At 46.2% G+C, this 13,402-nt stretch carries 9 protein-coding genes; 2 read left to right on the forward strand and 7 right to left on the reverse strand.

The window, feature by feature from the left end; translation table 11 throughout:
- Positions 1 to 11 precede the first annotated feature (11 nt).
- The 5 genes from ACIFQN_RS03450 to ACIFQN_RS03470 all read right to left on the reverse strand — a co-directional run bounded on the left by ACIFQN_RS03450 (position 12) and on the right by ACIFQN_RS03470 (position 6,064).
- Positions 12 to 1,493, reverse strand: a complete 1,482-nt coding sequence (locus ACIFQN_RS03450; RefSeq protein ID WP_429831623.1) for a cytosine permease — start codon at positions 1,491 to 1,493, stop codon at positions 12 to 14.
- A gap of 98 nt (positions 1,494 to 1,591) precedes the next feature.
- On the reverse strand, positions 1,592 to 3,016 hold the full coding sequence (locus ACIFQN_RS03455) for a DUF1116 domain-containing protein (RefSeq protein ID WP_429831624.1): 1,425 nt from the start codon (positions 3,014 to 3,016) through the stop codon (positions 1,592 to 1,594).
- Positions 3,017 to 3,018: 2 nt separating this feature from the next.
- Positions 3,019 to 4,563: an acyl-CoA synthetase FdrA gene (gene fdrA / locus ACIFQN_RS03460; RefSeq protein WP_429831625.1), complete on the reverse strand. Its 1,545-nt coding sequence runs from the start codon at positions 4,561 to 4,563 to the stop codon at positions 3,019 to 3,021.
- The gene (locus tag ACIFQN_RS03465; protein WP_429831626.1) at positions 4,545 to 5,447 is read right to left on the reverse strand and encodes a DUF2877 domain-containing protein; all 903 of its coding nucleotides are present in this window, start codon (positions 5,445 to 5,447) and stop codon (positions 4,545 to 4,547) included. The genes fdrA and ACIFQN_RS03465 overlap by 19 nt, the downstream gene beginning before the upstream one ends.
- A gap of 8 nt (positions 5,448 to 5,455) precedes the next feature.
- A complete protein-coding gene (locus ACIFQN_RS03470) occupies positions 5,456 to 6,064 on the reverse strand; it encodes an ankyrin repeat domain-containing protein (protein WP_429831627.1) in 609 nt (202 codons plus the stop codon).
- A gap of 190 nt (positions 6,065 to 6,254) precedes the next feature.
- On the opposite strand from ACIFQN_RS03470, the gene ACIFQN_RS03475 reads away from it, so the two are divergent.
- A complete protein-coding gene (locus ACIFQN_RS03475; protein ID WP_429831628.1) occupies positions 6,255 to 7,949 on the forward strand; it encodes a PucR family transcriptional regulator in 1,695 nt (564 codons plus the stop codon).
- 150 nt (positions 7,950 to 8,099) lie between these two features.
- Positions 8,100 to 8,954 carry a DNA/RNA non-specific endonuclease gene (locus tag ACIFQN_RS03480; RefSeq protein ID WP_429831630.1) on the forward strand — a complete coding sequence of 285 codons (855 nt, stop codon included), beginning with the start codon at positions 8,100 to 8,102 and terminating at the stop codon, positions 8,952 to 8,954.
- Positions 8,955 to 9,153: 199 nt separating this feature from the next.
- Here the strand turns inward: ACIFQN_RS03480 and ACIFQN_RS03485 are convergent, their stop codons facing one another.
- Positions 9,154 to 11,973, reverse strand: a complete 2,820-nt coding sequence (locus tag ACIFQN_RS03485; RefSeq protein ID WP_429831631.1) for a beta-propeller fold lactonase family protein — start codon at positions 11,971 to 11,973, stop codon at positions 9,154 to 9,156.
- 467 nt (positions 11,974 to 12,440) lie between these two features.
- Entirely contained in the window at positions 12,441 to 13,214 is a 774-nt protein-coding gene (locus ACIFQN_RS03490) for a GNAT family N-acetyltransferase (RefSeq protein ID WP_429831632.1), read from the reverse strand.
- Positions 13,215 to 13,402 lie beyond the last annotated feature (188 nt).

The raw sequence follows: 13,402 nt of genomic DNA on the forward strand, positions 1-13,402 counted from the left end.
GACTCCTTTTGTCATGATACTTTAGCAAGTGCTTCATGCTTTTTGTTGGTGCTAGGTTTTGTCAATCGATAACAAAGTGCATACAAGACACTTGATATGATCAACCCGCTAATGAATGCAGACTTACTGATCGTTGCCAGCACTATCACATTAGGCAAGAAAGCGCCGGATAACGTAATAATAAAGCTGACGATCAATACGCCACATGCCGTTATATTAAATCCGTTTTTGTATTCCCCGTTTTCACCTGGCTTCACGTAGATTGCAGATAAATCGAGCTTCCTTTTTCGTTCCATGAAGAAACTAACCAGCATGATCCCCGTAATAGGTCCGTACATGGAACCTATAAAACTATAGAACATATACAGAGCTGCTGTTCCGTTTACCAGCTTCCAGGGCAAAATGATGGTGCCAAGAATGGCTGTTACGATAGCCGCTGATTTAACACTAAACACTTTTGGGAAAAGCGCAGTCATTTGTAAACCAGATGGCAGCAAATTACCAAACACAACATAGCTAGTCGAACCTATATTCAGTGCCAGTAATAAGATAATCACGGCAACAGGATTACCAATTTGATCAATCGCAGCTACTACATCAAAGTTCGTTAAGCCAAACGCGATTTGCGTTCCAACCAACAATCCTACAGATGTAATCGCAAATAAGATATAGGATGCAATCATCCCAAGCGGTAAACCTACCAACGGAGCCTTTGGTGTTTTTGCTCTTTGAGTAAGGTCTGCAATGTTTACAATGGGTCCTCCCCAGTTTGATACCAATGCACTTACACATGCGATAAATACGAGCCAATTTTCGATCGGTTTGGCAGGAACATATGCAAAGATAGGACCAAATCCGCCAGCCACATTGATCGCCCAGATCGCTGCGCCAACGATGAAGATATAGATGATCGGTGAAGACCATTTGCTAAACAAGCTGAGAATTTTCATTCCACCCAAGAACAATCCAACCGTAATGACCCACAGGATCACAAAGGAAAGGAGAGTCGGGAAGTCTAATCCGAGAAAATCAAACCCTGGAAGCAACTCCATATAGCCAGGGAATACTTTTGTAAAAATGACATTAAAGGATTGTGCACCAATAATCGTTTTTGTTCCGAAAAACACAACACCAGCTATAAGCCCACGACATAAGGCAGGAATGATCGAGCCTTTTACGCCAAAGGAGCTTCGCAGTAACATCGAATACCCAATCCCGTATTTCGTTCCTGCATAGCCGTTCAACACATAGCCAATCGAAACGATAATGGCAGCAGTCATGACTGCCCATAAAACTTCTGGAACGGATAGTCCGAGCACAAAGAAACCAGCTACTGTCATATACGACATGAGATTGTGCACAGCGCCCATCCATACCGTAATGTAGTTAAAGATGCCCCAATCTCGTGTCGCCGGTGTTTTTGGTAAAACTTCTTCTGAATAACCGTACGATTTCAGTACTTCATGAGAAATACTCAATTTCGATTGCTCCATGTTGTCACCCTCCTGTGCTTCCATCCATAAACCCGACTCTCGCAGCTTAAACTGCGAAAGTCGGGTCATTTATGGATGAGCACCTGGCATTATAGGTCTTAGCTGATTCTCTCACTCAAGGCAAGCAGCGCTTTTTCAAATGCTTCCATCGGTGGATGCGTAATACCCGCACCAATCATGCCGATGCCTGCGTCCTTATGAGCAATCGCCGTGTTGATGATCGGAAGGATGCCCGTTTGAACCACTTGGCGAATATCTATTCCCGTAGGAACACCTTGGAAGTTCAAGAGAGGGATCGTCACATTCGGGTTTTCTCCCAGTGTGATCTCTTTCATTTTGGTAGAGTAACCGATTGCTTCCTCAACGGTTCCACCTACTAACGCTACAATCGCCGGAGCTGCCGCCATCGCGAAACCACCGATTCCGTAAGTTTCGGTAATCGCGCTGTCCCCGATATCCAGACCGGAATCTTCTGGCTTGTATCCGGCAAACATAGGTCCTACTACTTTTTGTGCTGGACCCGTGAACCATGTGTTTCCTGGCATTCCGCTCACACGAATGCCGAATTCCACGCCATTACGAGCCATGGTAGTGACAACTGTGGAGTATTCGATGCCATGTGCTGCGTCGAGAGCACATTTGCTCATCGCCATCCAGGTCGGACCAGAGAAGTAGTCACTGCTGGCTACGAAGTCAAATACTTCACGTTTTTGCTCTTTCGTGAAATCTGTTTCCAGAATGAAAGGAGTCAAGGCTTGAATCAACAAGCTTGTCCCCGCGTTGTTACGGTTGTGACACTCATCACCCATGTGGAGCGCTTGAGCAAGCATGAGGCGCAAATCAATTTCGCCCGCAATTTTCATCGCATCGCGCAGAATTGGACCCAGTACATCACGCATCCAGTTCAAACGAGTGATTACACTTTCATCGTTTGCGCCCATACGTAGGATTTTTGCCATTTGCTCACTCAGGTTGGTGTAGGCGATGTTGCCGTACGTTTTGTTTTTCACAACGTGCATGAACATCGATGCCGATGTAACACCCGCCATAGATCCTACGCAGTTGTGCTCGTGGCATGGAGAAAAGGTGATTTCGCCAGATGCTGCCAACTTCTCAGCTTCCTCGATAGTCTTAGCCAATCCTTCGAACACGAGAGCACCGGTAACGGCACCTTTCATAGGACCATTCATGCGATCCCAAGTGATCGGAGGACCAGAGTGCAAGATGGTGGTTTTGGTCATGCCAGGAACCACGTTGATTGCTTGGTCATATCCGATCAGAACAGGCTGGGAATTGATGATGCGCTCAACAGCCAGTTTGTTCGCCTCTGCAATTTTCTCTTCCAGCGAAGGATTTTCCAGGACATCCAATGCTTTGATCAGTTCAGGCTTTCCGCCGCCTGGCGGTTTCCATTCCAAATGAATCGCGTCTGCATTTTGCTTCTGAATATCGTCTTTAAAAAACTCGATCCCTACGTTGATCGCATGAATTTTTCCAGTAAAAAGCTCGTTTATTTTGCTCATCGTTAAGCCCCTTTCACGACAAATTCTCTAGCCAGAAGGCCTGCATTCGTACTGCTGCTGGCAATTGTCACACCTGCGTCCATCAGCTTTTGCACTTGATCCTCAAACTTAGGGCTATCCAAATCGGTTCCCATCACGTAGCCGAGGATTTCCAAGTGTCTGCCTTCTTTTTCAGCCAGCTTTTTCGCCTCAATGATCGCTGGCAGCATGACGCCAACTGGATCTTCATGAGATCCGAAGCCGAGGATGAAGTCCATTACAATCACACCTACGGACGGATCTTTGGCTTCTTGCAAAAATCTAGCGATACGGGTGGAAGGATCAATCATTGGATGCGGCTTGCCGTTTGTGAAGTCGTCATCTCCCATGTCCAGGAAGGTATGGGCCTGACTCTCATGCAGATTTTTCAGCTTGTAATCCGGATTCTTTTGGATGTTGCTGTATACGTCCGTAAATGTATCCATCGCGAGATACATGGCTTCATCACACAGGGTTCCGCCGCAGAACAGTCCGCGAATATATTTTTGCTCAGGTGTCAATTTGGCACGTACTTCTTCGATCAGCGGCCAGTTGAGCGGGCGTTTGTTCAGTTCGTCTTCATTGGCTCCCGCAAGCACAACTGCTTTGAGTGCTGCTTCTTTGGTCGTTTTTGCAAAATGTCCGCCAGCTTCTACGACGGCTGTTTCTTCCCCGCCGATAAAGTAGACAACGACTGGCTTCTTGCAGTTTTTGATTTGAGCGAGTACTTTTTCTTGCACGCTAGGTGCTGGTGGCTTGGAAATGAGTACGATTACCTTTGTCGCCTCGTCCTCGTCCAGCGCCTTCATTCCGTCGAGCATCATGATTCCGCCTACTTGCTCGCTCAGGTCGCGGCCCCCTGTTCCAATCAGTTGTGTGATCCCGCCGCCAAAGTCATGGATGCGCACGCTTACTTCTTGACTGCCTGTACCAGATGCGCCAACGATTCCGATATTTCCTTTGCGCACAGCATTTCCGAAGCACAGAGCTACGTTGCCAATGATTGCGGTACCGCAGTCGGGTCCCATCATCAACAGTCCTTTTTCATGGGCGTACTGCTTTAAAGCAATCTCGTCCTCGATGCTTACGTTGTCGGAGAACAGCATGACGTGCAGGTCGTTTTCCAGAGCTTTTCTCGCTTCTCTAGCTGCGAACGCGCCGTTTACGGAAATGACAGCCAGGTTCGCTTCCGGAATATTTTTCGCAGCAGAATCAATGGTCGCATATTTGATCTCGCTCTTGCCCTTGGAGTCGCCCTTTTTCGTGAACAGCTCCTCGATCCCTACATAGGCGCTTTCGCAAAGCTCATCGGTCGCTGCCTTGATGACGATCATCAAATCACTGCTTTTCGCCGCTTCCAGCTCCGGTGTGAGCAGACCAACGTTCTTCAGTACCTCTTTGTTCATTTCTGTGCCCATAGCGATAACCGCTTGCTCTACGCCCTCGATCTGGTTCGCTTTTGTCGACAACGACATGAGAGAGACGGAGTCAAAGTAAGTGCTCTCTTTAATCACAACTTTTGTAGACATACACTACCTCCTGCTTCTATATTGAGTTCCAGTCCACAGATCAGCCCCAGAGCCATGTCTGTTCCGGATGATGAGCCTATGCTTATGACCGTCTCCAAAGCACTCGTGAGTTCTTCGAGAGTTCCGTTCGTCAAGGCTTGGAGCAGTTGAACGAGCGATTCTCTCACTTGTCCGCTTGCTGCTTTTTTTACCATCATGTAGCTGATCTCGTTCGTTAATTGCATTGATTTTATTACCATCTCTTCTAAAAAATGGCATGATAAACAGCAGGGGGCGTCCTGCATATTGGTTATGCTGAACAATCCCACTAAAAAATCGTCACCAGAAGGTGTTAATCCTGGTCCCAGACCGACAAGACCAAGCGCGTGCCCTAAGGCAACATCTATCAGTCTTGCTGCCAGCGCTTCTCGCAACAAGACAGAACGCTGTGCCAGCATGTTGGACATTTCCGCTTCGAACGGTGTGTTCGGCCCAGGGTGCTTTTTCATACCGCCGCACTTTCCATGAGCAGCAATATATTCCTTCATGAACGCTGTATTCACTTGTAAGGTTTCTATGTTGGAAGGATAGGGAGGCAGTATACATTCCCACTCTTTTGCTTGCTCTGTCAAAATTGCCATCTTCGTTCCGATCAAGAGCGTTTGTCCGTTTCCACTGACCGCGTCTCCCACTTTTAAACCCGTCTCGTGAAAGCGCTTTAGATCAATGACTAACGAATTCGGCCCATTATCCAGCTGATTGCAGGAAATGGTGTACAATTCGCCGTTTTGATCGCATTGGAGATTGATCGTTCGCTCAAAAATGCTGTGAACAGTCCCGCTAAATCGTGAGCTTGCCAATACTCGTAAAAATTCGGCATCGCCAGACAGTGCGTGGATGTACATGGCGGTAATTATTTCGCTCCAGCTTCCAAAAGGATCTGTTCAATCTCGGTGTAGCCTTTTCTTCTAGCCAGCTCTAGTGGAGTGACGCCGTATTTATCAACCATATGAACATTGGCACCGTGCTCAATCAAAAGCTTGATGATCGTTTGCTGTCTCTCGCCGCCATCGTTCAGAATGATCGCCTCAATCAGTGGCGTCCAACCGCAAATATTGGTATGATTCACATTAATTTCAGTTGTGCTCAGCAATTCACGGACGATTTCTACATGACCTTTTTCACTTGCTGGTGTAATGCCTACCCCGCCAAAGCGAGTGAGCAAATCAATGTTGGTATTCGCTTTAATCATCATTTTCACGAGTTCCAGCTTGCCGTTGATGCAACCATACAAAAACGGATTGAAGCATGTTTCGTCCTGTAAATCTACATCTGCTCCTGCATCAACCAAAAATTGTACAGCATCATAGTGATCGTTCATTGCAGCAACCAGGATGGCCGTACGCTTTTGTCTGTTTCTGACATTGATATCAACACCTTGTTCCAAGTGCTTTTTCAGTGCATCAATATCGCCTTGGGCAGCTGCATCGATAAATGCTTGTACCACGCTTTTGTCTGTCATATTCGCCCTCCATGTATTCAAAATCATAAACTCGTTTTGTTGGCAGGTAAGCTTCTGCCGATTCTTACAGCATTATTTTAGGCCAGGATGTATATTACGTCATTGTGTATGAAAACTAAAAAAACGTCAGGTCGATTGTGCACGATGCACAATCACATGTATGATACTACTAGCAAAGGAGTGAATTAAGATGCTGACTATAAAAGATTTGCTCCAGATCAAATCGATCGACGGAATCAAAATCATTGCAGGTGAGCAGGGCATCAACAATGTCGTCTCCATCGTCAATATTATGGAGAATCCCGATGCATTCGATTGGCTCTCCTCTAATGAACTTCTCTTATCGACTGGATATATTTTCAAAGACAATGAAGAATTGCAAAATAAAATCATCAAAGAGCTGGCGGAAATCAACTGTTCCGGACTTTGTATAAAAATGCAGCGTTACTTTGATCAAATCCCGCAAAACATGATTGATCTTGCCAATAAGTATGGCTTGCCGCTGCTTGCCCTTCCTTTCGAATATACGTTGTCCAAAGTCATCGCCATCATCAATGAAAAGGCATCTGGCAGGTACGATTTGTTGAACCGTAAAACATTAGATATGCATAACACCCTCTTTCGCATTGCCCTTGAGGGAGGCGGCATCGCTCGTATTTCCTCCGAGTTAGCAGAGACGATCAACAACCCGATTCTCATTTTGGACAGAGACTGGAATTTACTTCATTACACAGAAGTCAGCCAAAATCACGTACCATTGAAATCGTGCCTGACACTCACCCAAAACAGGCATGTCTTTACAAGGGAATTTACCGAGAGCATTCCAAAAAATATCAGTCAAATTAAAAAGTCAATCAAGCGTATTTACCAGATGAAAGATCAAGAAATCAAATGCCGCATTCTCCCTGTGGCTGTAGCCAACCACATCTATGGATACATCGTTGTATGGCAAACGGTTCGTGAGCTTACCGAATTTGACTACATTGTTCTCGAGCAAGCCTCTACAATCGTGGCCTTGGATCGGATTAAAACGCGGGAAATCGAGGAAGTAAAGCTGAAAATTCGGCAAGACTTTTTCGATGATCTGCTAACCGGGAAAATTACGTCGATCGATTCGATCCAGACCTTGTGCGACCTGCACGGTTTAAAATCGACTTACATGTATTACTGTGCCATCATCAATATCGAGCCAGTCGAGCTGGAGAATCTGAAGGATATGGTTGACCGTAAGTACGAGCTGGATCGCATCGCCAAAAAATGTGTAGATATCGTTTATGATTTTTCCAGTACAGCCCCCGGAGAAATTACGTGCTTCTATCGAAACAACCGGATTATCATTCTTATCGGGCAAAATGAGAGCAAGCCCCCCATCTCCATCAGTGAAGCCAAGCAATTTGCCTTCGACGTATGTGGGACACTGTTGGAGAAAATCAAGAAAACGACTTTTTACATGGGGATCGGCAGGCAGTACAAGACCATTACCTCCCTGCACAAAAGCTTTTCGGAAGCCCATGAAGCAATCAGGCTGATGCAAAAATTCGATAGCAAAGGGAATGTCTCTCACTTTGATGATTACTCCGTCTACCACTTTTTGGACTCCAATATAAAAGACATGGAACTGGAAGATTTCTTTTTGAAACAGCTCGGGAAAATCTATGAGCATGATCACGCTTTCGGTACGAGCTTTATGAATACACTGGAAAATTACTTTACGCATAACCAAAATGTAAGCGAAGCAGCGAAAGCGATGTTTATTCACCGCAACACGTTTATTTATCGAATCGACAAGATCAAAGAGATTTTAAACATGGATTTGAAAAATGCCGAAGAGCTCCTGCAAATCCAGCTAGCCCTCAAAATCGGCAAGCTGCTGCATAAAGAATAAGCATGGACAAACAATGTGAGGCTGCCTCACTTTTAGTACATTGGACAGAGTGCCTAATAGAACCATTATTTGTATAATCAAAGGTAAGAGTGAATGGTGAAACAAGCATTGCGCTTTTAAAAGTGACATTTTCCAAGGAGGAGAGGACACATGGGTACAGGCTATGATCCTTATTTTCTCAGTGGTAAGCACTCCATTCCTTTGCCGGCTCTTTTAGGCAACACCGCTTCAGGGGCATTAGACCTAGGGAAGGTCTTTGACTTTTGTCATTTTTCGATCGTGATGAATAGGCAAACAAAATTTGCGATCTTCTCAGCAGCTTGTGTAGACAAATCCAAGGCCATTCCCATCACAAGAGACAATACTTCCTGGCATTTTGATGATCGGATTGGCATCGAAAATCAGGTAGGTCCTGAATATTATGCAGAAAATGAGTATGATCGCGGGCATCTGACTCGTAGAAAAGATGTATGTTGGGGGGAGCCGCGCGAAGCAAAACAAGCCAATTACGACTCCTTTTGCTACGCAAATATTGCCTTGCAGCATCACAACTTTAATACAGGGATTTGGAATTGCCTGGAGGACTGGGTACTGGAGAGAGTAAGTACGCAAAGGCTGATTGTGATTACAGGACCCATCCATAAGGCAGAGGACGAGGAATACTGCGGAGTGCATGGGGCGCCGGGGTGTGCCGTGAGAGTCCCCTTTGGTTTTTGGAAAAGTGTGTTCTACTTAGATGACAAGCAGCAGGTAGCGTGCCTTTCTTTTCTCATTCGCCAAAGCCCTGAACGGTCAAACAATCGTTGTGAATATCAGAGACTGATAACCTACCAAGTACCTTTGGCGACCATCAGCAAAGAGGCCGAGCTTCAATTTGAAGCAAGCCTCTACGAGAAAAATCCGCTCTACCGAAGAGTGAGCTTCGCTACGCCTGCTCACGATCTTCCTGCTCCTCGGCTGAAAAGGATTTGGCATCCTGCGGACATTGTATTGGATGAATCGTGACCTTTTCTACCAACTATTGTTCGCTGAAAATAATGTCTTAGCTAATGAGCAGCTTAATAAATTGATGGTAATCTATACGAAACAAGGAGCAGTTTGCTTTTCGGCATCTGCTCCTTGTTTTCATATATTGAATCCCTCGAACAAGTTCCGCTATTGTTGGCAGAAGGATTCGAGGCTTTTTCAGAAATGACTACGTTACCTAGCCATTGGGATTCGTAGCATACCCAATATTAAGATCGTCCGGGTTAGAAGCTGGCGAACCTGACATCCAAAATTTAAAGCATATATCGTCCCCATACCCGCTAAACCTTAAAGGATCAAATAAGACCCAGGGAGTGTAGGTACGGGCAGGAGGGCCGCCATTTCGCCATGCGACTCCGTCAAAAATGCTGAAAATTGGATTCCCAGAGAACTTCGTCCAGTTCAGCCCATCAGTTGAAAAGGCACATCCGATTCCTTCATGGCTCTCTTGAACTCCGCCGCTATACCACATCCGGAAATCATTCTGCGCGAGGCGCAACACAGAGACATGTATTGTCGCTTTGTTCTGATCCCAGTCTCCCATGGAACCGACATTGAGCACAATTGGCGGTCCAGATCTCCTCCATGTAACTCCATCAGCCGAAACCGCAAAGGCCAATCGCTCCACGAACCCATCGTTAATATTGTAGTACATCACAAACCGATTTTTAAAGGGGTTAACAGTGTCGATTATCATCGATCCACTCGGGTTAAACAGTACTTCTCCCGGTCCCGTACTGGCACCATCAAAATTGCCTGGGGTCGTTACCAGAGGTGCGCTGGTATCCTGTATTAGTACGGTATCCCCTATCCAATTAATCCCATCAACGGAGCTTGCAGTTCTCATCATTTGCAATACAGCGGGCATTCCGGGATCAACTGTGGTAAATGTACTATCCCAATACCATATTTTATAGGGTGTTCCGACTCCGAAACCATTTCTGTCAAAAAGCACCCTGGAATGACGCGCTGCGGGTGATAATCCTGTCATATTTGCCTGAAACGTCCAGTTTATGCCATCAGGTGATATAGCTTGTGCGATACCGCCTGCGCTAGCAAAGTCGTACCACATCTTATAGAAAGTAAACGGACCGAATGGAGCGAATCCCAGCATGTCATAACGGACGGTTTGGTAAAAAGCTTTTTGTGGAGCAGGTGGGTTATAAACAGGGTTATTGGGGTCCTCATTCCACCGACAGTCGGGAATACTACACGGCCGAATTGTTGGCGGGATAGTTGGCGGGATAGTTGGCGGGGTAGTTGGCGAAGGTGTTGGCGGAAAGAGATCCGGGCACTGTGGCGGGAACGTGATCGGCGGGCAGATGAACGAAGGAGTTGGCGTCGGCACTGGAATAATCGGACGCGGCTGACAGAACTTCGCCAACACTTCCAGCTTCACTTCCGCTTCTACTTGGATCTCTTTGCAGATTATGACTTCCAGTTCCACCATGCCGCCAAAAAGAACGGTGTTATTCGGCATGCAATCGACGGCAGTAATGCGGCAGAGGATGTTGGATTCATCCAACGGTTCCGGCAGGCACAGCACGATTTCGTCATCGAATTGGATGGTAGCCGGGAATTCGCACAACAGCGTTCCGTTGGCAAATATACGGATCAAGAGAGTCGCACCGAACAAGAAACGGACCATGCCAACAGGAACGACGTTTCCATTTACGATGATATTTTCACGTCGGATGCCTATTATGGTGCAAGAAAAATCAACTGACTGTGTGGGTTGAGATTTCGGGATCAGTGGGAATGTCAGAGGAACGATCGGCTCCACGCATTGGATGGTGATGTTCTGACCTGCACGGATCGCTGCATCCACTAGCGGTAGGCAATCGTCCGGGATTGGGATTTTGTTTCGATCCCTGTTGGCGGCAACGACCCAGTCGTATACCTTTTGAACGCGGATGCAATCCGTCGGAAGTGGCGCAGCTGTTGGCAATGGTGCGGGAGTTGGAGGGAGAGTGGGCGCTGGGAAAAAGATGATGGCTACTCCAGCTAGAAAGGTACCAGACACTTCGATCAGAGCGATCTCGGTATTGAATGTTGGACTGGCGGGATTCGTGTCGATCACCGAAACATTGTCAGAGAGTGCATTCGTGACATAGGCGCGAGTGCCATCAGGTGTTATCGCAATACCGGCGTGGCCAGATCCAGAGAGTGTGACTTTAAAGATCTCCATGTTGAAATTGGGGCTCGCTGGGTTCGTGTCGATTACAGAAGCGTCGGGGGAAAACAAGTTGGGAATATAACCACGTGTGCCATCCGGGGTGATTTGAATTTCTATGGGAGTGTTTCCAGTTAAGAGTATACTATTGATCTCGGTGTTATAGGTGGCGCTGGTTGGGTTTGTATCAATAACGGAGACTCTGTTGGAGTTTAGCATGGTGACATCGGCGCGATTGCCGTCTGGGGTGAAAGCTACGTCAAGCGGACCTGTTCCTGTTACGTTTATCAGGTCAATTTCGGTGTTGAAATTGGGGCTGGCGGGATTGATATCTATTACAGAGACATCGTTCGAAGCGTTATTCGGCACATAAATGCGTGTGCCATCCGGGGTGATCATAAGAACGCTCGGCCCCATTCCTTTCAATCCGATTGTACCGGTCATGGTATTGAATGTTGGACTGGCTGGATTTGTGTCAATTACGGAGAGATTGTTGGACATTTGATTCGCAATGTATGCGCGATTACCGTCAAGGCTGATCACGATACCGGTGGGGCCGGTTCCCACTCCGAGAAGCGGTATCAGTTGGATCTCGGTGTTGAAGGTAGGACTGCCGGGATTCGTATCTATCACGGAGACATCACCAGAGGTATTGTTCGTGACATACGCACGTGTTGTATCCGGTGTGACCGCGATTCCGAGGGGCGTCATCCCCGTTACTGAAAACAGGCCAACCTCGGTATTGAAGGTGGGACTTGCCGGATCCACATCAATTACAGAGACATTGTCTGAGCCCCTATTGGCTACATAAGCAAGTTGTGTCATATTCCACTCCTTCCTCTTGAAATTACCACTGTCAATAATAACGTTTTATTTTATGGGACTGTTGTCATTTATGTATAGGCTAACGATGACCAAACAACAAATTAATAAGAAAAGAAGTGTTTAATTGGGGTTCAACCACAATAACTAGATCATATCGTAGTTTACCGTTGTAGAAATGGTTGCTACTCTAAAAGCTGAACCAATCTCCATTTCGCATAGGTCACATTAATTTAAGCCTAATAGAATGATGACGAGAGAAATTCCCCTAAGCTCATGTCTTTGTAGTACCCAAGGTGTTGTGTAGAAACGAGCCATTTGTGATTTTCATCAATAACCTTACGACTGATGATTAATGGGATCAAAAAATGAATAAAGGTGAACCAAAACGGCTGTCTGGGCTGGGCAGCTGTTTTGGTTCACCTAACGAGGTTCATTAGTTAAATGCTGACAGACACAACAGCAGCAGTCTAGGACTTTATTTTCACAGAACAACTATTATGATGATCATTGTGCTTTACACGGTACCAATAAGCGTACTGTTCATGGTAACCGATTTTTTCATATAACCGCAAAGCAGGTTGATTGTCTTGGAGCACCTGCAAATAAGAATACTTCGCCCCCTGCTCTTGTCCCCACTGTAACAAGTTCAATACCAGTTGCTCACCCAATCCTTGATTCCGAAAGGCTTCATCTGTCACGATATCAAATAGACCGATATACTCTCTCTCCATGACCCCGAGTCCGCATGCTACCACCTTGTCCTGTTGATAAAGGGAAGCATAACAAGTCCGAGGGATAATCTTGCGCAGCGTCTGAGTCATCGTCTCTTTCGCCTTTTCTCCTTGATTGTTTAGGCGGCAATAGTCGTCTCTCCACTCATCTGTGCAATGTTCGTCTATACGCACGGTGTGGAGGGACGGGGCTGTCACTTTTTCCAGCGATACGGCTTGCATACTCACAAGATCTTGGGTGACATATCCCTTTTGTTCTAAGAGTGCCTCTAAATCGTGGGGCTCGGCGAACGGTGTCATTTTAAAAATCGTTGGCAGCCCTTTGCCCTCGTAGTAGGCTTCGCAATCAGCTATTTTGCTTTCAAGCTCCTCTGTCGCTGGATACAAAGGATAAATGGAATTCGCCCGTTTCGTGTAGCCATCGGCAAAACGCAGCAGCCACCCGTCGTAAATCATCGTTTCCAGTGCAGGCCAGGCATTGATCGACAGCTCTTCTAGCTTTGGATACAAGGTGTATTCCTCCTGTTTTTTCTTATAATAATACATTAATACGAATAATTAACCAGGTTAAATGGAACGGATAAGGCTTCTTAGTTCATAGTAAGTACCTGAAGGTTTGCCAAGTCTGCTTTTATCGCTTACAATACTGAATAAACGTTCAGTATTTTTCAATTCCAGCTTAAAGTATCTGTCAGCAA

It is taken from the genome of Brevibacillus sp. NRS-1366 (assembly GCF_050467985.1).